Source organism: Brevundimonas sp., assembly GCF_046295775.1.
Lineage (GTDB): Bacteria > Pseudomonadota > Alphaproteobacteria > Caulobacterales > Caulobacteraceae > Brevundimonas.
Window position 1 is genome coordinate 83,986 of the sequence record NZ_JBKBML010000001.1, and the last position, 18,195, is coordinate 102,180.

The following is an 18,195-nucleotide window of genomic DNA, read 5'->3' on the forward strand; positions in this document are numbered from 1 at the left end:
CGGACGCGAACGGTCCGCGTTCACCATGCCAGTCCCGTGCCGAGAAAATTGCCGTGTCTTTTCAGCGCCGGGCCAGAGGGAGCTCGGATCGTGCGGGCAGATTCTGCCGGGCCGTTAACCAAGCCTTGACCGACGCGATCGAAGTTCGGGCTCGTGAACTGGAGCGTCCGCCCATGAAGGTCACCGGCCCCACAGGCCCGACCCCCGCCGGTCCCTCGGCTCGGCCCGCCCGCGCGTCGGGCGGCTTCAGCGTGCCCCAGGGCGGTGCGGGCGCCGCGTCGGCCACCACGGCTTCCAACGCCAGCGGCTCTGTCGCCGGCGTCTCGGCCCTGATGGCGCTGCAAGGGGTGGAGGATCCGTTGGAGCGCCGTCGTCGCTCGATCCGGCGCGGCGCGGGCCTCCTGGATCGGCTGGATGATCTGAAGCTTTCGCTGCTCTCGGGCCAGGCGCCCGGACCTGCGCTGGAGCGGCTGGCCCGCAGCGTGCGCGAGGAGCGGGGCGAGGGCGACGGCGATGCGGGTTTGGCCGCCGTACTGGATCAGATCGACCTGCGCGCGGCTGTGGAACTGGCCAAGGCTGAACGCGCGCGCGTCTGACGCCGCGTTCGCGTCAAGGGCGAGTGAGGACGAAATGTCACGCCCGGCGCGTTTACGAAGCTTAACCGGGCTTTGGTGCGAGAACATCGTTGCCGCGACTCGATGACCTGCCTATACGGCTGGCTTGCGCCGCAGGGGGGCGCGAAGAGAAAGCGTGAGTGCGATGAACGCATTAGCGTCTGTTGCCGTACATAACACGGTCGCCTATCGACCGTCCGAGGACGAGCCGTTCATGAATGAGCGGCAGCTGGCCTATTTCAAACACAAGCTGCTGGCGTGGAAGGATGAAATCCTTCGCGAATCTCGCGGTACGGTGGTGAACCTCAAGGCCGAGACCGAAAATCATCCGGACCTGCTGGATCGCGCCTCCTCGGCGTCGGATCGGGCGCTGGAGCTTCGCACCCGGGATCGTCAGCGCAAGCTGATCTCCAAGATCGACGACGCCCTGCGGCGGATCGAGGATGGATCCTACGGCTATTGCGAGGACACCGGCGAACCGATCGGTCTGGGCCGCCTGGAGGCCCGCCCGACAGCGACCCTGTCGGTCGAGGCCCAGGAACGCCACGAGCGCCGCGAGCGAGTCCACCGCGACGAATAGGCGTCAGCGGTAGCGCCGCTCCACACGCGGCGTGACCGAGGTCAGCAGTTCATAGGCGATGGTGCTGGCGGCCGCGGCCGCCTCGTCCAGCATTCGGTTCGGGCCGAACAGCTCCGCGCGGTCGCCCGTCGCGACGTCGGCCCCCGTGACATCCACGGCGATCACGTCCATCGACACCCGGCCCAGGATGGCCCGCAAGCCTCCGCTTAGCCAGACCGCGCCGCGAGGGCTGGACGCGCGCAGCACCCCGTCCGCATAGCCCGTCGCGCAGATGGCGATGCGCAGGGGATGATCCGCCACATGACCTCGCGAATAGCCGATGCTCTCGCCCGCCGGCACGTCGCGAACCTGAAGCACCTCGGCGGTCAGGGTCGCCACCGGGGCGATGCGCGGATCGGGCCGGCCTTCGGGGCCGCCGCCATATAGACAAATGCCCGGCCGCACGGCGTCGAAGGCGAAGTCGGCCCCCAGAAAACAGCCGCCCGAGTTGGCGAAAGACTTCAGCGCCCCCGGATACCGGCTGGAAATCTCGGCGAAAACGTCGCGCTGGCGCCGGTTCATGGGCTCGTCGGGAGCATCCGCACAGGCCAAGTGGCTCATGACCAAGGCAAGCCCGTCGAACGGTTCAGGCGCGTCCTCGGGACGGACGCCCAGGCGGTTCATGCCGGTGTCGATCTGTAACCCGCACGCGCCGCCGCCCGCCGCCATCCAGGCCCGAAGCTGGTCCGGCTGGTTGATCACCGGCCGCAGGTCGGCGTCGCGCAGTTGAGTGGCGGTGTCTGCGGGGCAGCCGTCCAGCACGTATATGACCGGCTCGCCGCCCAGCGCCGTCCGCAGGGCCAGGCCCTCGGCGGGACGCGCGACGAAGAAGGTGCGGGCGCCTTCGGCCATGAGGCGCGCCGCGCAGCGCGCGGCGCCCAGCCCATAGCTGTCGGCCTTGACCACCGGATGCACGGGAGCGCCCGAGATCGCTTCCAGGGCATGGAAGTTGCGCGCCAGGGCGCCGAGGTCGATGTCTAGGGTGGCCGGGGAGGGCATTGGGCCCCTTATGGCGCAACAGGCGTGCGTTGAAACCCCTGCGAAGCATAGCGGCCAAGAAAAAACCCCGCCTCGAGGCGGGGTTTTCCGGGCCAGAATGAACTGGACCAAATGGATCAGACCGACAGGGCCGGCCAGAACCGTCTGGCTTAGCCCTCGGTCTTCAGCTGACCGGCCGATTCCTTGCCGGAGCGGCGGTCGCGTTCGATTTCGTAAGAGACCTTCTGGTTCTCGTCCAGGCCGCGCAGGCCGGCTTGCTCGACGGCCGAGATGTGGACGAAAACGTCCTTGCCGCCGTCATCCGGCTGGATGAAGCCGTAGCCCTTGGTGGAGTTGAACCATTTCACAGTGCCGGTAGCCATTTTCAGGACCTCCGTTAGCAGTTGGCCTCGGGAGACATTCCCGGCGACCTGTCGGTTCTGAATGGAGCGGCCGGAACTCGTGCGTTCGCAGAGAGAGGGCGTTGCGCAGAAAGATCGACGGCCGACATGTGCTCACACATCGCCGGCCCGCGCAAGCGGAGCCTTTCCGCCTCACTCGTAGCTGTGATTGTCGTAGCGCCCATCGTGAGCCAGATTGCCGAACTTGGTGGTGTCGGCGTCGAACGACAGTTTGACGATGCCGATGGGGCCGTGCCGCTGCTTGCCGATAACGACCTCGGCCTGGTTCTGAAGCCGGTCCATGTCCTGCTGCCAGGTCAGATGCTCCTCGGTGCCCTCGCGCGGCTCCGCCCGGCCCAGATAGTAGCTCTCGCGATAGACGAACATGACGCAGTCGGCGTCCTGCTCGATCGAGCCGGATTCCCGCAGGTCGGACAGCTGCGGCCGCTTGTCTTCACGCTGCTCGACCTGACGCGACAGCTGCGACAGGGCGATGATCGGCACCGACAGCTCCTTGGCCAGGGCCTTGAGGCCGCCGGTGATCTCCGACACCTCCTGCACCCGGTTCTTCTGGCTGTTTCCCTCGCCGGTGGTGACCAGTTGAAGGTAGTCGACGATGATCAGGTCCAGGCCGTGCTCCATCCGCTTCAGTCGGCGCGCGCGGGCCGCCAGTTTGGAGATGGACAGGCCGCCGGTGGCGTCGATGTAGAGCGGGCTTTCGCCGATCTCGACCGCCGCGTCGCGGATGCGGCCGAAGTCCGAGGCGTCGATCTCGCCCTTGCGCAGCTTGTCGGACGACACGCCCGAGGCGTCGGCCAGGATACGCATGGCCAGCTGTTCGGCGCTCATTTCCAGCGAGTAGAAGGCCACTACGCCGCCCGACACTGTCTTGCGGCCTTCGGGCGTGGGCTCCCAGCGATAGTTGCGGGCCACGTTGAACGCGATGTTCGTCGCCAGCGCCGTCTTGCCCATCGAGGGACGGCCGGCGAGGATCAGCAGGTCGGACGGGTGCAGACCGCCCAGCTTCTGATCCAGGTCGTCCAGGTTGGTGGCCAGGCCCGCCAGCTTGCCGTCGCGCTGATAGGCCTCCGCCGCCATCTGCACGGCGCCCGACAGGGCGTGGCTGAAGCTGACGAAGCCCGACGAAGGCTTGCCGGTCTCGGCCAGGGTGTAGAGCGACTGTTCCGCCTGCTCGATCTGGTCGATGGCGGGCGTTTCGGGCTGGGGCGCGTCCTTGATGATGTTTCCGCCGATGCGGATCAGGTCGCGGCGCAGCGCCAGGTCATAGACGACGCGGGCGTAGTCGGGCGCGTTGGCCGCCGGCGGCGCGCGGTCCACCAGGTCGGCGAGATAGCGCAGGCCGCCGAACTCCTGGAAGGCCGGATCCTGCTTGAACCGCTCCATCAGGATGGTGGGTTCGGCCAGCATGCCCTGGCGGATGTGGTCTTCGATCGCGTCGTACAGGCGATTGTGGAAGGGTTCGAAGAAGTGCGAGCCGCGCAGCCGGTCGCTCAGCCGCTCGAACACCGCGTTGTCGAACATCAGGGCGCCCAGCAGCGCCTGTTCGGCCTCCAGATTGTGCGGCATCGACGGCACGGCGACGCTGTCGGAGGGTCCGCCGAAATTGAGGGGGGCAAGCGCGTTCATCGGCATGGTGTTAACCCGTGACACGCATCTGCGTCAGACCCGGCCGCAGCCTAGGCGTGGGCAAGTTCGGGACGGCTGTGGACCGCCCCGAATTCTTCAATGATTAGGTCAGCGGCAGGGGTGCAGATCGACCAGCCAGGCGCGGAACCCGTCACGCACGCTCATGCGCGCGCGACGCGGCTGGGGGATAGCGTTCAGGAACGCCAGCACCTGGCGCGCATTGACCTGAACCTTGTCCGGCGGACACGCGCCGTTGGGTCGGCCGGCCGCCTGGGCGGCGCGCGCTTCCTGCACCACTCCGCCCATGGCGTCGGTCGCCTCATTCATGATCCGTCGCGCGCTGGGCCTCACCATGGCGGTCGGATTCATGGGAATGCGGTTGGCCTCGGCCACAAAGGCGTCGAGGGTGCGCGCCGGCGTCTGAGCGGCTCCCGGCATGGCGATGGCGAGGACGGCGATCGCCGCCCCCAGGCTGAGTGTTTTGAACATGGTCCCTCCCGTTCGCGATAACGCTGATTGCCAGAGATGGCGAAATCAGGGCTGAACGACGGGTGAACACCCACGAAAAAGGGCGCGCTCCGAAGAACGCGCCCAAATCATTCGACCTAAAGGTCGGCTCAGGCTTCTTCGCCCAGGCCTTCCTGTTGGCCGGCGCCGCCGGCGACCATGTCCTTGGCCGCGTCTTCAGCGGCTTGACGCTCGTCGTCGAACTGGCTGCGGATGACGTCTTCACCCTTGGCCTGACGCTCGGCTTCGTCAGCCGAACGGGCGATGTTGATCTTGACCGTGGCGCGGACCTCTGCGTGGAGGCGAACCGCCACTTCGTGGACGCCCAGCGTCTTGATCGCGGTGTTGAGCACGACCTGCGAACGCTCGACCTTGCCGCCTTCGGCCTGGATGGCCTCGGCGACGTCGCGCGCGGCGACCGAACCGTACAGCTGGCCGGTTTCGCCCGCCTGACGGATCATGATGTAGCTCTGGCCGTCGATCTTGTCGGCGACCTTCTGCGCGTCGGCCTTGTTCTTCTCGTTGCGCTGCTCGATGGCGGCGCGGTCGAGTTCGAAGGCCTTCAGATTGGCTTCCGTGGCCCGGCGAGCCTTGTCGCGGGGCAGCAGGAAGTTGCGGGCGAAGCCGTCCTTGACGGACACGACGTCGCCGATGGCGCCGAGATTCTCGACGCGTTCGAGCAGAACGACCTTCATCTTACTTCACCACGTACGGCAGGAGGGCCAGATAGCGGGCGCGCTTGATGGCCTTGGCCAGTTCGCGCTGCTTCTTCTGGGAGACGGCGGTGATGCGCGAAGGCACGATCTTGCCGCGTTCGGAGACGTAACGCTGCAGCAGCTTCACGTCCTTGTAGTCGATCTTCGGCGCATTGGCGCCCGAGAACGGGCACACCTTGCGGCGACGGTGGAAGGGGCGGCGAGCCGGGCCGGAGCCGGCCGGAGCGCCCGGGGTCGGGGCGGTGGTGTCGGTCATGATCCGGTTCCTTATTCCGAAGCCGCAGGAGCGTCGTCGCGCGGGCCGCGTTCACGCTCGCGCTCGCGCTCGCGTTCGCGGCGGGCCAGCAGGGGCGACAGTTCCATGTCGAGTTCCTCGACGCGGATCGTCAGCCAACGCAGCACGTCTTCGTTGATCGACAGCTGACGCTCGACCTCGGCCACGGCGGCGGCCGGGGCGTCGATGGCGAGCAGCGAATAGTGAGCCTTGCGGTTCTTCTTCACGCGGTAGGTGAGGTTGCGCAGACCCCAGTACTCGATCTTGGCGACGGAGCCGCCGCCTTCTTCGATCAGAGCCTTGATGGTGTCGTTCAGCGCTTCGGCCTGTTGCGCCGAGATATCCTGGCGCGTCATGACCGTGTGCTCGTAAAGAGCCATGCGGGTCGTCTCCCTTGGTGGGCGTCGGCATGGAGCGGCCGGGTAGCCGGTTCCACGATGGCTCCCGATGCGGCGGCCGGACCGATTGTCCGAACCCTTTGAAATCCGCGCCGGGACCGAAGCCCTGGAAAGCGGGGGCCTATAGGGGAAAAGCGCCGTCGCGGCAAGGCGCGAGGCAGAGCTCAGTCGGCCTGCAGTCGAGGAGTCTCGCCGCCCAGCACCACATCGGCCCAAAAGGCGCAGTTGTGGCGGCGCGCGAAGCTGTCGTCCAGGCGATCGCCTTCGGGCGAGAAGATCCGAATAGGCGCGTCTCCGCCCTGTATCGCAGGCCAGTCGGACAGGTCGCCGGCCCAGGCGCGACGCATACGGTCCGACAGCGCCGCCTGCTCTAGGCTGAAGCCGCCAGCGTCTTGAAGCGCCCAGCTTGCGCCGAACACCGCAGCCAGTTCGCTGGCGTGAAAGGCGCCCATGTCGCCGGTCGCCCAGCGCGGTATGCGCACTGGCGCGTCCGCGTCGGCGAACTCGTAGCCGCGCACGGGGACGTGCGGCGACAGGGCGAGGCGCATTCGGTACGCCGGGCAGGCGAACAGGGCGTCGGTCAGGCTGGCGGCCATGGAGGCACGGTAGTCGCCGTCGATCACCGGATAGAGCTCCAGCACGGCCTCTGCATCCGCGCCATAGGACCAGCGCATCTCGCGTTCGAACCGTTGGCGGTCGCGAACCGCGACGGTGAACAGGCGCGCCTCGTCGGTGTTCGACCCGACGATCACGGGCACGTCGGCGATCTGACCCGCCGCATAGGCGGCCTCGATGTTCATTGGCGTGCGCGGCCCGCCGTAAACGGGCCCCCAAGAGCCCGGGCCGTTGATGCCGCGGCGAGGCGAGGCGACGCGGGCGATGCGCCAGGCGGGCAGGGCGCGCAGGCAGTCGGCGTCCGCGCAGCCCAAAGCTTCGGCAAAACGTCTGCCGTCAGCCGCCGCCTGGTCGACGGGGGTCTGGGTCGAGCGTTCGAAACAGCCTGCGCTCTGGATGATGGCCGACTGGAACAGGCCCCTGGCCTGGGGCGAGGCGAGCAGGTGGCACAGGCCCCAGCCGCCCGCGCTTTCGCCAAAGACAGTGACCTGGCCGGGATCGCCGCCGAAGGCCGCGATGTCGGTCTGCACCCAGCGCAGCAGGGCGATCATGTCCATCAGGCCGAAATCGCCGCCGGCGTCGCCGGGCGCGGCCAGATCATCCAGCGCCAGCCAGCCCAGGGCGCCGAGGCGATAGTTGAAGGTGACCACCACGCGGCCTTGGTTCTGCGCCAGGCGGCTGGCGTCATACTGGCCGCCCGATCCCAGGGTGAAGGCTCCGCCGTGCAGGAACACCATCACGGGCCGCGCACGCTCGGGCTCGCCGGCAGGGGCGTAGATGTTGGCGTAGAGGCAGTCTTCGGACCCCGCCACCACCCCGCCGCCGCCGCCCAGCACGGCCTTGGGACTGAGCGCCTGGATACAGCCTCGGCCCAGTCGCGTGGCGTCGCGGACGCCGCTCCAGGCCTTGGCCGGCGCAGGGGCGCGCCACCGGTTCTCTCCGACAGGGGGCGCGGCGTACGGCACGCCGAGAAAGGCGCGCGCTCCGTCGCCCTCGACCCCACGGACAACGCCCGCCTGCGTCCGCGCCAGCACGGGTTCGGCATCCCTGGCGAAGCGCACGCGATCGACCTGTCCCGGCGTCAGCACACACCCCGCCGTCATCAGCGAAGCCATTAGAAGGATCAGAAGACACAGACGCATCGGCGACGAAAAGCGCCAGACGGCTTCCGGTTCTGCGGTTTCACGCAAGCTGTGACTGGACGCCTCTGTAAATCAGGCCATCATTCCCTATCTCAGGGTCCGACTCCCCCAAGGATACGGAAGACGAATGCCCAACAGACGGCCCGGTGAACAAGGCGGAGGCTCAGGCGCCGCAGTCGTCACCGAAACCAAGCCGAAGCTTCAGCGGCCCTCGCTCTATCGGGTGCTGATCCTGAACGACGACTACACGCCGATGGAATTCGTCATCTACGTGCTGGAGCGGTTCTTCCAGAAGAGCCGCGAGGACGCGACCCGCATCATGCTGCACGTGCATCAGCACGGCGTCGGCGTGTGCGGGGTGTTCACCTACGAGGTGGCCGAAACCAAGGTCGCCCAGGTGGTGGAAACCGCCCGACGTCACCAGCACCCCCTGCAATGCACGATGGAAAAGGACTGAGAGGAACCTCCCCATGCCCTCATTTTCGCGTCCTCTCGAAGAGACCCTGCACCGCGCGGTCCATTACGCAAACGAGCGCCGGCATGAGTATGCCACGCTCGAGCACCTGCTGTTGGCCCTGATCGACGACCCGGATGCGTCCGGCGTCATGACGGCCTGCAACGTCGACCTGTCGGCGCTGAAGGCGGCGCTGACCCTGTATGTCGACAACGACCTGGCCGCCCTGGCCACGGCCGACGGCGACGACGCCAAGCCGACCGCCGGCTTCCAGCGCGTGATCCAGCGCGCGGTCATCCATGTCCAGTCCTCGGGCCGGGAAGAGGTGTCGGGCGCCAATGTCCTGGTCGCCATCTTCTCGGAGCGCGAGAGCCACGCCGCCTATTTCCTGCAAGAGCAGGACATGACGCGCTACGACGCGGTGAACTTCATCGCCCACGGCATCGCCAAGAAGGCGGGCGCCGGCGACACGCGCCCGGCGCGCGGGGCCAGCCCCGAGGAGGCCGAGGACGGCGCGGTCGTCAAACAGGGCGGCGAGGCGCTCGAGGCCTATTGCGTCGATCTGAACGAAAAGGCCCGCAACGGCCGGATCGATCCGCTGATCGGGCGCCAGGCCGAGGTCGAGCGCTCGATTCAGATCCTGTGCCGCCGCACCAAGAACAACCCGCTGCTGGTCGGCGACCCGGGCGTCGGCAAGACCGCCATAGCCGAGGGCCTGGCGCGCAAGATCGTCAATGACGAGGTGCCGGACGTGCTGAAGGGCGCGACCATCTTCTCGCTCGACATGGGCGCGCTGCTGGCCGGGACCCGCTATCGCGGCGACTTCGAGGAGCGGCTGAAGCAGGTCGTCAAGGAGTTGGAGAACCACGAGAACGCGGTCCTGTTCATCGACGAGATCCATACGGTGATCGGCGCGGGCGCGACTTCGGGCGGGGCCATGGATGCGTCCAACCTGCTGAAGCCGGCCCTGGCGTCGGGCACCCTGCGCTGCATGGGTTCGACCACTTACAAGGAGTATCGCCAGCACTTCGAGAAGGACCGCGCCCTGGTGCGGCGCTTCCAGAAGATCGACGTCAACGAGCCGACGCTCGAGGACTCGGTGAAGATCCTCAAGGGGCTGAAGACCACCTACGAGGGTCATCACAAGCTGCGCTACACCGACAGCGCCATCCGCACGGCGGTCGAGCTTTCGGCCCGATACATGACGGACCGCAAACTGCCGGACAAGGCGATCGATGTGATCGACGAGGCGGGCGCCAGCCAGATGCTGCTGCCCGAATCCAAGCGCAAGAAGGTCATCGGTCAGAAGGAGGTCGAGGCCGTCATCGCCAAGATGGCGCGCATCCCGGCCAAGTCGGTGTCCAAGTCCGACACCGAGAGCCTGAAGGACCTGCACAAGGACCTGAACCGCGTCGTCTTCGGCCAGGAGCAGGCCATCGAACAGGTCTCGTCGGCCATGAAGCTGGCCCGCGCGGGCCTGCGCGATCCGCAGAAGCCGATCGGGGCCTTTCTGTTCTCGGGCCCGACCGGCGTGGGCAAGACCGAGGTGGCGCGCCAGCTGGCCGCCACCCTCGGCATCGAGATGCAGCGCTTCGACATGTCGGAATATATGGAGCGCCACACCGTCAGCCGTCTGATCGGCGCGCCTCCGGGCTATGTCGGCCACGACCAGGGCGGCCTGCTGACCGATGCAGTCGATCAGCATCCGCACTCCGTGGTGCTGCTGGACGAGATCGAGAAGGCGCACCCGGATGTCTACAACATCCTGCTCCAGGTGATGGACAACGGCATGCTGACTGACGCCGTCGGCAAGAAGGTGGACTTCAGGAACGTCATCCTGATCATGACAACCAACGCCGGGGCCGCCGACAACGCCCGCGCCTCCATCGGCTTTGGCCGGGGCAAGGTCGAGGGCGAGGACGAAAAGGCCATCCAGCGCCTGTTCGCGCCGGAGTTCCGCAACCGTCTGGACGCCATCGTGGCGTTCAAGCCGCTGGGCACCGACACGATCAAGTCGGTGGTGACCAAGTTCATCCTGCAGTTGGAAGCCCAGCTGGCGGATCGCAACATCACCATCGAACTGACCGACGAGGCGGCCGACTGGCTGGCCAAGAACGGCTTCGACGAACTGTACGGCGCGCGCCCCCTGGCCCGTGTCATCCAGGACTCGATCAAGAAGCCGCTGGCCGACGACATCCTGTTCGGACGCCTGACCCGCGGCGGCCACGTGAAGGTGGAGCTGAAGGACGGCAAGATCGCCTTCGACATCACCCCCGCCAAGGGCCCGGCCGCCAAGGCCGTGGAAGAGGAGGAGGCGGCGGACTGATCCCGCCGCCGACCTTCGAGCATTAGAAAAGGCCCCGGAGTCTCCTCCGGGGCCTTTGTCTTGTCAGGTGTGGCTAAAACTTAGCGACGACGACCCAGGCCGCCCAGCAGCACGGCCAGACCGGCCACGATGCCCGTAGTCAGCAGCGGCTTGCGGCGGGCGAAGTCCAGACCCGAGCGGGCCTTGCCCTGCACGCTGGCCGGAGCCTTGTCGACCAGGCCGTCCAGGCCGTCGATGACGCGGCCGTAGGCGTCCTTGGCGTGGCCCTTGATCTCGTTGATCTTGCCGTCGGCTTGAAGCTTGGTGTCGCCCGTCAGGCGGCCAAGGCCGTTCTGAAGCTTGCCGCCGACCTTGTCGGCCGTGCCTTCGATACGTTGGTCAGTCATGGAAAATCCCTTCCGTTGGAACTGCGCCGGGGAGGCTTGCCGTTAGAGCGCAGAGAGGGGCGGGGAGTTCCGTTTTCCGGGACGCGGCGGGCGGTTTCGCCGCAGGCCTAGCCGACCTTCACTCGCGTGGCCGCCTCGGGAAGGTCTTCGCCGAACGCGCGCTGATAGAATTCGGCGATGGTAGGCCGTTCCAGCTCGTCGCACTTGTTCAGGAAGGTGAGGCGGAAGCTGAGCGCCAGGTCGCCGTCGAAGATCTGGGCGTTCTCGGCCCAGGTGATGACGGTGCGCGGGCTCATGACGGTGGAGATGTCGCCGTTCATGAAGGCGTTGCGGGTCATGTCGGCCACACGGACCATGGCGGCGATCTTGCGACGGCCCTCGGCGTCGCGCCAGGCGGGCGCCTTGGCGGCCACGATCTCGGCCTCGACGTCGTGGTCGAGGTAGTTCAGCGTGGTCACGATCGACCAGCGGTCCAGCTGGGCCTGATTGATCTGCTGGGCGCCGTGATACAGGCCGGTGGTGTCGCCCAGGCCGACGGTGTTGGACGTGGCGAACAGGCGGAACCAGGGATTGGGCCGGATGACGCGGTTCTGATCCAATAGGGTCAGGCGGCCTTGCGCCTCCAGCACGCGCTGGATCACGAACATCACGTCGGGGCGGCCGGCGTCGTATTCGTCGAACACCAGGGCAATGGGGCGCTGGAGCGACCAAGGCAGCATGCCTTCGCGGAATTCGGTGATCTGCTTGCCGTCCTTCAGGACGATGGCGTCCTTGCCGATCAGGTCGATGCGGCTGACGTGGCTGTCCAGATTGATGCGCACCAGCGGCCAGTTCAGCCGCGCCGCCACCTGTTCGATGTGCGTCGACTTGCCGGTGCCGTGATAGCCCTGGACCATGACACGGCGGTCGAATGCGAAGCCGGCGCAAATCGAGAGGGTCGTCTGCGGATCGAACTGATAGGCCTCGTCGATCTCGGGCACATGGCTGTCGCGCTCGGCGAAGCAGGGGACCAACATGTCGCTGTCGACGCCAAAGGCTTCGCTGACCGTCACCTTGCGGTGCGGCTCGAGCGTCAGCAGCGGGTCGGGCGTGGAGTCGAGGGGGGAGGCCATGGGTTCATCTAGAGGTCGGCGGGGCCGCGCTCAAGACGGCGCGAGACGCGAAAACGCCCCTCCACCAGCTGGCGAAGGGGCGTCTTCATGAACCGTCTGAAGGACGACGGTTCAGATCGGCGATCAGTTGGCCGGGGTGGCCGCGTCGCGCACGTCGTCGGCGCGGGCGTCGGCGCGTTCACGGACCTGGTCGGCCTGCTGGTTCAGGTTGTCGGCGCGCTGCTCGTTGGCGACGGTGGCCGATTCGGTGTTGGCCATGTCGGCGCGCTCGTCGGCGCGGTCGGCCTGGCGTTCCAGTTGGTTGGCTTCCAGGTTGGCCTGATCTTCGATAGCCGCGGCTTGACGGTCGGCTTCGTTCTCGGCCGGGGTGTTGTTGCCGCAGGCGGCGAGGGTCAGGGCGCCAACGGCGATCAGAGCGTATTTCATCATGGTTCGTATCCCTTCCTTGGGGTGTGGAGCGTCGATAACGCAGCGCTTGGAAAAGGGTTCACGCTTCCGTGATGTTTCGCCTCATTCCGCGCTCAATCGCACATCGACGTTGCCGCGCGTCGCGTTGGAATAGGGGCAGACCTCATGCGCCTTCTGGATCAGGTCGTCGATGTCGGCCCTGTCCAGACCGTGATCGGTGACCTTCAGTTCGATGTCCAGGTTGAAGCCTTCGCCCTTGGTGTTCTTGCCGAAGCCGACGGTCGAATGCACCCGGGTGTCGGGGCTGACGGCCTTGCCCGCCTTGCCGGACACCAGCCGCAGCGCGCCCAAGTAGCAGGCAGCGTAGCCCGTCGCGAACAGCTGCTCGGGATTGGTCCCGTCGCCGCCCTTGCCGCCCATCTCGGTCGGCGTGGACAGCTTGACATCGATCTTGCCGTCGTCGGTGGCGGAGCGCCCGTCCTCGCGTCCGCCCCCCGAGGCTGTGGCGTGGGCCTTGTACAGAACGTCCATCGTCATCTCCTTTGGTGGAGATCACGACATGGGCGCCCGACGTCGCCCGGCAAGGGTCAGGTCAGGCCGGCGCAGAACTCCTGGATGCGCTCGCAGGCCTGGCGCAGCGTGTCCTCGTCCGTCGCATAGCTGACGCGGAAATAGGGGCTGAGGCCAAAAGCGGCGCCATGCACCACGGCCACGCCGGCCTCGTTCAGCAGTTCGGTGGCGAAGGTCTCGTCGCTGTCGATGACCACGCCGCCCTGGGTCGTCTTGCCGATCAGCCCCTCGATCGAGGGATAGACGTAGAAGGCGCCCTCGGGTGTCGGGCAGCGGACGCCTTCGGCCTGGTTCAGCATCGACACCACCAGGTCGCGGCGGCGCTCGAAGGCCTCGCCACGCTCGGCGATGAAGTCCTGCGGTCCGTTCAGCGCCTCGACCGCCGCCCACTGGCTGATGGACGAGGGGTTGGAGGTGGTCTGGCCCGCCACCTTGCGCATCAGGTCGATCAGCGGCTTGGGCCCGCCCGCATAGCCGATGCGCCAGCCGGTCATGGCGTAGGCCTTGGACACGCCGTTGACCGTCAGCACCCGGTCGATCAGGTCCGGGGCCACCTGCGCCAGGGTGGTGTATTCGAAGTCGCCGTAGATCAGGTGCTCATACATGTCGTCGGTCATCACCCAGACGTCGGGGCGACGCCGCAGCACCTCGGCCAGGGCTTCCAGCTCGCCCCGCGTATAGGCCGCGCCGGTCGGATTGGAGGGCGAATTCAGGATCAGCCAGCGGGTGCGCGGGGTGATCGCGGCGTCCAGCGCGGCAGGCTTCAGCTTGAAGCCATCCTCCTCGTGGCCGATCACGACCTTGGGCTCGCCGCCCGCCAGCAGCACCATGTCGGGATAGCTGACCCAATAGGGGGCGGGCACGATCACCTCGTCGCCAGGCGACAGGGTGGCGACCAGGGCATTGTACAGCACCGCCTTGCCGCCCGGCGCGACGTGAATCTGGGCGGTCGAATAGTCCAGGCCGTTCTCGCGCTTGAACTTGGCTGCGATCGCGGCCTTCAGCTCGGGCAGGCCGTCGACGTCTGTGTATTTCGTCTCGCCGCGCTGGATGGCGTCGATGGCGGCGGCCTTGATGTTCTCCGGCGTGTCGAAGTCCGGCTCGCCCGCGCCCAGGCCGATCACGTCGCGGCCCTCGCGTTTCAACTCGCGCGCCCGGGCGGTGACGGCCAGCGTGGCCGACGGCTTGACGCGGGCGAGGGCGGACGACTGCAGATCGGACATGGCTTGGCCTTCGGCTGGCGCGCGTTGGGGGAGAACGGCGAGGCTTCTTTAGGGCGGGTTTGGGCGTGTGCAAACCCGACGCCCGCGATGGGCTGCGAGGCGGTTCCTTCCGATCCGCCCCGCGTGTAGGGAAAATCAATGCGCGGCGTGCTCGATTTCATTCTCAACATGGAAGGTCGGCGGTGGCGGACGCTGCTGGCGAGCCTGCTGCTGCTGGGCGCGGTGCTGGCGGTGTTCGCCTTCGGCAAGAGCCATTTCGCCCTGGAGGCCGAGGATCAGCTGGAGGCCTGGTTGGGCGGCTTTCGGGCGGGGCCGTGGGGGCTGGCGGCGGCGGTTGCGGTGTTCACCCTGTCGGCTTTCCTGGGCGTGCCGCAGTTCATCCTGATCGCGGCCTGCGTGGTGGCGTTCGGCCCCTGGTACGGCTTCCTGTTCAGCTGGATCGCAACCGTCTGTTCGGCCGGGGTGACCTATTGGCTGGGGCGGGGACCGACGGCTCGGACGCTGGAACGGTTCGGCGGTCGCACGACGGCGCGGCTGAAGCGGTTCGTGGGCGACAACGCCTTCTCCGCCAGCTTCATCATCCGAAACGTGCCGTCCGCGCCCTTCATTGTCGTGAACATGGCGTTCGGCGCCGCGCGCGCCCGGTTTTGGCCCTATCTGGCCGGGTGCGCCCTGGGCGTGCTGCCCAAGACCGCGCTTGTGGCCTTCTTCGGCGGATCCTTCATGGCGGCGGTGTCGGGCGACGGTGTCTGGACGTCACTGATCCTGGCCGGGGTGGCGGTGGTCTGGCTGGCGCTGATGCTGGTCGTGCGCGAGCTGGTCCGGCGACGCGAGGCGGCTCGGGAGCCCGAAGCCCTCTAGAGCATTCCACAGTCCCGCCCTGAAGGAGCGATCCCCATGCTGAAGCTGTATTACTCCCCCGGCGCCTGCGCCATGGCCTCGCACTTCGCCCTGGAGGAGGCGGGCGCGGACTATCAACTGGTCAAGATCGATCTGAAGAAGGGCGAGCAGAAGACGCCCGAGTATCTGGCGATCAATCCGGCGGGCGTGACGCCGGCCCTGGTCACCGATCGGGGCGTTCTGACCGAGAACGTGGTCATCGTCGGCTATGTCGCCCAGACCCACCCGGACACCAAGCTGGCCCCGAACGACGACAGCTTCGCCTTTGGCAAGATGCAGTCCGTCAACGCGTGGCTGGGCTCCAGCCTGCACCCCGCCATCGGCAAGGTCCTGTTCGGCCGTCCGCCGCTGGAGGGCGAGGCGCGCGAAGCGGCCGTGAAGCTGGCGCTGGAAAAATACGACCTAGCCGAGCAGCATCTGCTGACCGGACCGTGGGTCACCGGCGAGACCTATACGGTGGCCGACGGCTATCTGTCGGTCTTCACGCGCTGGGCGCGCCAGGCCGATCTGCTGGACAAGGGCCGCTACCCCCGGCTGAACGCCCATCTCGACGCGGTCCAGAGCCGCCCGGCGGTCATTCGGGCGCTGGAAATGGAGGGTCTTCAGCGCGTCTGAAGCGCCCTGCGTCATTAAGGCTGTCAAAGGGGTTGTAATCGCCCCGGCATGAAGGCAAACGGGCCGACGGTCGGCTAGGCGACACGATCAGGAACGGCTCGGGCGAGGGGATGCGCACGGGCCGGGGCGTCGCCGCAGCGGGCCGATGTGACAGTCGCCCTGACCGGCCCGAACCGAACGGTATCCCAAGCCCATGCATCTCTTCGGCATGATCTCGAACGACATCGCCATCGACCTCGGCACGGCCAATTGCCTGATTTATCAGAAGGGCAAAGGCATCGTGCTGAACGAGCCGTCGGTGGTGGCTCTGCGCAACGTCGGCGGCCGCAAGGTCGTCCACGCCGTCGGCATCGAGGCCAAGCAGATGCTGGGCCGCACCCCCGGCCACATGGAGGCGATCCGCCCCATGCGCGACGGCGTCATCGCCGACTTCGAAGTCGCCGAGGAAATGATCAAGCACTTCATCCGCAAGGTTCACAACCGCAAGGGCTTCGTGAACCCCAAGGTGATCGTGTGCGTGCCCTCGGGCGCCACCGCGGTCGAGCGCCGCGCCATCAACGACAGCTGCCTGAACGCCGGCGCCCGCCGCGTCGGCCTGATCGACGAGCCCATGGCCGCCGCCATCGGCGCCGGTCTGCCCATCCACGAGCCGCAGGGTTCGATGGTCGTCGACATCGGCGGCGGGACCACCGAGGTGGCCGTGCTGTCGCTGTCGGGCATCGTCTATTCGCGTAGCGTGCGCGTCGGCGGCGATAAGATGGATGACTCCATCATCAGCTACATGCGCCGCAACCATAACCTGCTGATCGGCGAGACCACCGCCGAGCGGATCAAGAAGGACATCGGCACCGCCCGCATTCCGGCGGACGGCGAAGGCCTGTTCATCGAGGTCAAGGGCCGCGACCTGATGCAAGGCGTGCCGCGCGAGGTGCGCATCTCCGAGCGTCAGGCCGCCGAGGCCCTGGCCGAGCCGGTGACCCAGATCGTGGAAGCCGTGAAGGTCGCCCTGGAGCAGACGCCGCCGGAACTGGCCGCCGACATTGCCGACAAGGGCATCATGCTGACCGGCGGCGGCGCGCTGCTGCGTGGTCTGGACGTCGAGATCCGCGATCACACCGGCCTGCCGGTCCAGGTCGCCGACGATCCGCTGTCCTGCGTCGCCATCGGCTGCGGCCGGGTGCTCGAGCATCCGCGCTGGATGAAGGGCGTGCTCGACTCCACGCTCTGAGCCTTCAGACAATCCGACCAGAAGACGCCCCCGGAAGCCGGCTTCCGGGGGCGTTGTCGTTTTCGATGCGGCCTTAGTTGAACAGGCCGGCGATGACGGCGGTGATCAGGCCCGTGGCGACGGCGGTCAGGACCACGTCATTGCCGCTGCGGACATACTGGTAGCCGCGGGGCGGGGCGCGCAGGCCGTAGCGATTGTAGTCGTTCACCACATAGGCGTTGCTGCGATAGTGCGCGGGCATCCGCTGACCATAGCTCCAGCTGCGCACCTGATAGCCGCGCGGCGCGACATAGCGCGGAGCGGAATAGCGGCGCTGCGACTGCTGCCAGCGGCCATAGGCGGCCGGCGGGGCGTGCCGCACTTGCGGCGGAGGCGCGTGGCGCACGTGCGGCGGCGGACCGCGGCGGGCGTGCTTCTGAGCATGAGGCGGCGCGGCGTGCGGACCCCGGTGCTGAGCGGTGGCGGCCGAAGCGGCGCCGAGGGTGGAGACGGCCATCACGGCGGCCAGGGCGGAGGTGACGATCTTGCGGTTCATGGCGGTGTCCTTTCGATCCATGACCCCACACTAGGCGGCCGGGACTGAGCCTTGCCTGAACCGGCGCGGCCAGGCGCCGTTCACCTGAGCGCCCTCTCGCCGCCGTAATCGGCCAAACGAAAAGGCCCGGCTTTTCAGCCGGGCCTTCGTTCAGAGTGGTGCCGCCGGGGGGAATCGAACCCACGACCTCAGCCTTACCAAGGATGCGCTCTACCACTGAGCTACGGCGGCGAAATCTGAGGAAGCGGCCGTATAGCCAAAGCCCTTCGGGGGGGGAAGCCCAAAATGGAGGCTTGCTCAGAATCTTTTGCGCGGCGCATCATCGTTCCATGAGCAAGCCCGAAGCGCCCGAAGAGCACGCCCCGTCGGCCACCGCCGGTCGGCCGGCCCACACCCCCGAACAGCGGGCCAAGCTGGATCGCGCCGCGCGCCTGGCCTCGGCGCTTCGCGACAATCTTCGCCGCCGCAAGGCCGCCGCCCGCACGCCGTCGGATGCGGACAAGCGCCGCAACTGAATGTCATCCGGC

Annotated in this window: 22 protein-coding genes and 1 tRNA gene; 8 read left to right on the plus strand and 15 right to left on the minus strand. The window is 67.3% G+C overall.

Annotated features, from left to right (window positions below; translation table 11 throughout):
- The first annotated feature begins 125 nt into the window (after positions 1-125).
- Both ACK4I0_RS00470 and dksA read left to right on the plus strand, forming a co-directional pair.
- The gene (locus ACK4I0_RS00470) at positions 126-596 is read left to right on the plus strand and encodes a flagellar assembly protein FliX (protein ID WP_409606950.1); all 471 of its coding nucleotides are present in this window, start codon (positions 126-128) and stop codon (positions 594-596) included.
- A gap of 163 nt (positions 597-759) precedes the next feature.
- Entirely contained in the window at positions 760-1,194 is a 435-nt protein-coding gene (gene dksA / locus ACK4I0_RS00475) for an RNA polymerase-binding protein DksA (protein WP_409607307.1), read from the plus strand.
- 3 nt (positions 1,195-1,197) lie between these two features.
- Here the strand turns inward: dksA and alr are convergent, their stop codons facing one another.
- From alr to ACK4I0_RS00515, 8 genes are all read right to left on the minus strand, one after another.
- Positions 1,198-2,232: an alanine racemase gene (gene alr / locus ACK4I0_RS00480; protein WP_409606951.1), complete on the minus strand. Its 1,035-nt coding sequence runs from the start codon at positions 2,230-2,232 to the stop codon at positions 1,198-1,200.
- 149 nt (positions 2,233-2,381) lie between these two features.
- Entirely contained in the window at positions 2,382-2,594 is a 213-nt protein-coding gene (locus ACK4I0_RS00485; RefSeq protein ID WP_003164457.1) for a cold-shock protein, read from the minus strand.
- Positions 2,595-2,765: 171 nt separating this feature from the next.
- Positions 2,766-4,259 (minus strand): replicative DNA helicase, encoded by a 1,494-nt coding sequence (locus ACK4I0_RS00490; RefSeq protein WP_409606952.1) that lies wholly within the window; start codon positions 4,257-4,259, stop codon positions 2,766-2,768.
- Positions 4,260-4,367: 108 nt separating this feature from the next.
- Positions 4,368-4,748, minus strand: a complete 381-nt coding sequence (locus ACK4I0_RS00495) for a hypothetical protein (RefSeq protein ID WP_409606953.1) — start codon at positions 4,746-4,748, stop codon at positions 4,368-4,370.
- A gap of 128 nt (positions 4,749-4,876) precedes the next feature.
- Positions 4,877-5,461 carry a 50S ribosomal protein L9 gene (gene rplI / locus ACK4I0_RS00500; RefSeq protein WP_135063669.1) on the minus strand — a complete coding sequence of 195 codons (585 nt, stop codon included), beginning with the start codon at positions 5,459-5,461 and terminating at the stop codon, positions 4,877-4,879.
- Between the two features lies 1 nt (position 5,462).
- Positions 5,463-5,738: a 30S ribosomal protein S18 gene (gene rpsR, locus ACK4I0_RS00505; protein WP_135063668.1), complete on the minus strand. Its 276-nt coding sequence runs from the start codon at positions 5,736-5,738 to the stop codon at positions 5,463-5,465.
- An 11-nt stretch (positions 5,739-5,749) separates the two neighbouring features.
- On the minus strand, positions 5,750-6,136 hold the full coding sequence (gene rpsF, locus ACK4I0_RS00510) for a 30S ribosomal protein S6 (protein ID WP_409606954.1): 387 nt from the start codon (positions 6,134-6,136) through the stop codon (positions 5,750-5,752).
- A 182-nt stretch (positions 6,137-6,318) separates the two neighbouring features.
- Positions 6,319-7,884 (minus strand): carboxylesterase/lipase family protein, encoded by a 1,566-nt coding sequence (locus ACK4I0_RS00515; protein WP_409606955.1) that lies wholly within the window; start codon positions 7,882-7,884, stop codon positions 6,319-6,321.
- Positions 7,885-8,038: 154 nt separating this feature from the next.
- Here ACK4I0_RS00515 and clpS point away from each other — a divergent pair, with 154 nt between their 5' ends.
- Positions 8,039-8,368 carry an ATP-dependent Clp protease adapter ClpS gene (gene clpS, locus ACK4I0_RS00520; RefSeq protein ID WP_409606956.1) on the plus strand — a complete coding sequence of 110 codons (330 nt, stop codon included), beginning with the start codon at positions 8,039-8,041 and terminating at the stop codon, positions 8,366-8,368.
- Positions 8,369-8,381: 13 nt separating this feature from the next.
- Entirely contained in the window at positions 8,382-10,691 is a 2,310-nt protein-coding gene (clpA, locus tag ACK4I0_RS00525; protein WP_409606957.1) for an ATP-dependent Clp protease ATP-binding subunit ClpA, read from the plus strand.
- 80 nt (positions 10,692-10,771) lie between these two features.
- On the opposite strand, the gene ACK4I0_RS00530 is transcribed toward clpA, so the two are convergent.
- From ACK4I0_RS00530 to ACK4I0_RS00550, 5 genes are all read right to left on the minus strand, one after another.
- Positions 10,772-11,077, minus strand: a complete 306-nt coding sequence (locus ACK4I0_RS00530; RefSeq protein WP_135063658.1) for a CsbD family protein — start codon at positions 11,075-11,077, stop codon at positions 10,772-10,774.
- A 107-nt stretch (positions 11,078-11,184) separates the two neighbouring features.
- A complete protein-coding gene (gene cobS / locus ACK4I0_RS00535; RefSeq protein ID WP_409606958.1) occupies positions 11,185-12,189 on the minus strand; it encodes a cobaltochelatase subunit CobS in 1,005 nt (334 codons plus the stop codon).
- Between the two features lie 123 nt (positions 12,190-12,312).
- Positions 12,313-12,618 carry a hypothetical protein gene (locus ACK4I0_RS00540; RefSeq protein WP_409606959.1) on the minus strand — a complete coding sequence of 102 codons (306 nt, stop codon included), beginning with the start codon at positions 12,616-12,618 and terminating at the stop codon, positions 12,313-12,315.
- Between the two features lie 81 nt (positions 12,619-12,699).
- The gene (locus tag ACK4I0_RS00545; RefSeq protein ID WP_409606960.1) at positions 12,700-13,128 is read right to left on the minus strand and encodes an organic hydroperoxide resistance protein; all 429 of its coding nucleotides are present in this window, start codon (positions 13,126-13,128) and stop codon (positions 12,700-12,702) included.
- A gap of 56 nt (positions 13,129-13,184) precedes the next feature.
- Positions 13,185-14,390: a pyridoxal phosphate-dependent aminotransferase gene (locus ACK4I0_RS00550; RefSeq protein WP_409606961.1), complete on the minus strand. Its 1,206-nt coding sequence runs from the start codon at positions 14,388-14,390 to the stop codon at positions 13,185-13,187.
- Between the two features lie 138 nt (positions 14,391-14,528).
- Between ACK4I0_RS00550 and ACK4I0_RS00555 the strand changes: the two genes are divergently transcribed.
- The 3 genes from ACK4I0_RS00555 to ACK4I0_RS00565 all read left to right on the plus strand — a co-directional run bounded on the left by ACK4I0_RS00555 (position 14,529) and on the right by ACK4I0_RS00565 (position 17,133).
- On the plus strand, positions 14,529-15,251 hold the full coding sequence (locus ACK4I0_RS00555) for a TVP38/TMEM64 family protein (RefSeq protein ID WP_409606962.1): 723 nt from the start codon (positions 14,529-14,531) through the stop codon (positions 15,249-15,251).
- Positions 15,252-15,287: 36 nt separating this feature from the next.
- Positions 15,288-15,905, plus strand: a complete 618-nt coding sequence (locus ACK4I0_RS00560; protein WP_409606963.1) for a glutathione S-transferase family protein — start codon at positions 15,288-15,290, stop codon at positions 15,903-15,905.
- A gap of 193 nt (positions 15,906-16,098) precedes the next feature.
- The gene (locus ACK4I0_RS00565; RefSeq protein WP_409606964.1) at positions 16,099-17,133 is read left to right on the plus strand and encodes a rod shape-determining protein; all 1,035 of its coding nucleotides are present in this window, start codon (positions 16,099-16,101) and stop codon (positions 17,131-17,133) included.
- 73 nt (positions 17,134-17,206) lie between these two features.
- Here ACK4I0_RS00565 and ACK4I0_RS00570 read toward each other — a convergent pair whose 3' ends face one another.
- The gene (locus ACK4I0_RS00570; protein ID WP_409606965.1) at positions 17,207-17,668 is read right to left on the minus strand and encodes an RcnB family protein; all 462 of its coding nucleotides are present in this window, start codon (positions 17,666-17,668) and stop codon (positions 17,207-17,209) included.
- 156 nt (positions 17,669-17,824) lie between these two features.
- A tRNA-Thr gene (locus tag ACK4I0_RS00575) sits at positions 17,825-17,899 on the minus strand.
- Between the two features lie 98 nt (positions 17,900-17,997).
- On the opposite strand from ACK4I0_RS00575, the gene ACK4I0_RS00580 reads away from it, so the two are divergent.
- Positions 17,998-18,183, plus strand: a complete 186-nt coding sequence (locus tag ACK4I0_RS00580; protein ID WP_409606966.1) for a hypothetical protein — start codon at positions 17,998-18,000, stop codon at positions 18,181-18,183.
- The last annotated feature ends 12 nt before the right edge of the window (positions 18,184-18,195 follow it).

Coding starts and splice junctions, on each gene's coding strand:
- alr (WP_409606951.1), bottom strand. CDS start 2,232: ATGCCCTCCCCGGCCACCCTAGACATCGACCTCGGCGCCCTGGCGCGC.
- ACK4I0_RS00555 (WP_409606962.1), top strand. CDS start 14,529: ATGCGCGGCGTGCTCGATTTCATTCTCAACATGGAAGGTCGGCGGTGG.
- rplI (WP_135063669.1), bottom strand. CDS start 5,461: ATGAAGGTCGTTCTGCTCGAACGCGTCGAGAATCTCGGCGCCATCGGC.
- ACK4I0_RS00580 (WP_409606966.1), top strand. CDS start 17,998: ATGAGCAAGCCCGAAGCGCCCGAAGAGCACGCCCCGTCGGCCACCGCC.
- ACK4I0_RS00570 (WP_409606965.1), bottom strand. CDS start 17,668: ATGAACCGCAAGATCGTCACCTCCGCCCTGGCCGCCGTGATGGCCGTC.
- ACK4I0_RS00560 (WP_409606963.1), top strand. CDS start 15,288: ATGCTGAAGCTGTATTACTCCCCCGGCGCCTGCGCCATGGCCTCGCAC.
- ACK4I0_RS00545 (WP_409606960.1), bottom strand. CDS start 13,128: ATGGACGTTCTGTACAAGGCCCACGCCACAGCCTCGGGGGGCGGACGC.
- clpA (WP_409606957.1), top strand. CDS start 8,382: ATGCCCTCATTTTCGCGTCCTCTCGAAGAGACCCTGCACCGCGCGGTC.
- ACK4I0_RS00495 (WP_409606953.1), bottom strand. CDS start 4,748: ATGTTCAAAACACTCAGCCTGGGGGCGGCGATCGCCGTCCTCGCCATC.
- ACK4I0_RS00565 (WP_409606964.1), top strand. CDS start 16,099: ATGCATCTCTTCGGCATGATCTCGAACGACATCGCCATCGACCTCGGC.
- clpS (WP_409606956.1), top strand. CDS start 8,039: ATGCCCAACAGACGGCCCGGTGAACAAGGCGGAGGCTCAGGCGCCGCA.
- cobS (WP_409606958.1), bottom strand. CDS start 12,189: ATGGCCTCCCCCCTCGACTCCACGCCCGACCCGCTGCTGACGCTCGAG.
- ACK4I0_RS00485 (WP_003164457.1), bottom strand. CDS start 2,594: ATGGCTACCGGCACTGTGAAATGGTTCAACTCCACCAAGGGCTACGGC.
- ACK4I0_RS00530 (WP_135063658.1), bottom strand. CDS start 11,077: ATGACTGACCAACGTATCGAAGGCACGGCCGACAAGGTCGGCGGCAAG.
- ACK4I0_RS00550 (WP_409606961.1), bottom strand. CDS start 14,390: ATGTCCGATCTGCAGTCGTCCGCCCTCGCCCGCGTCAAGCCGTCGGCC.
- ACK4I0_RS00540 (WP_409606959.1), bottom strand. CDS start 12,618: ATGATGAAATACGCTCTGATCGCCGTTGGCGCCCTGACCCTCGCCGCC.
- dksA (WP_409607307.1), top strand. CDS start 760: ATGAACGCATTAGCGTCTGTTGCCGTACATAACACGGTCGCCTATCGA.
- ACK4I0_RS00490 (WP_409606952.1), bottom strand. CDS start 4,259: ATGAACGCGCTTGCCCCCCTCAATTTCGGCGGACCCTCCGACAGCGTC.
- rpsF (WP_409606954.1), bottom strand. CDS start 6,136: ATGGCTCTTTACGAGCACACGGTCATGACGCGCCAGGATATCTCGGCG.
- ACK4I0_RS00515 (WP_409606955.1), bottom strand. CDS start 7,884: ATGGCTTCGCTGATGACGGCGGGGTGTGTGCTGACGCCGGGACAGGTC.
- rpsR (WP_135063668.1), bottom strand. CDS start 5,738: ATGACCGACACCACCGCCCCGACCCCGGGCGCTCCGGCCGGCTCCGGC.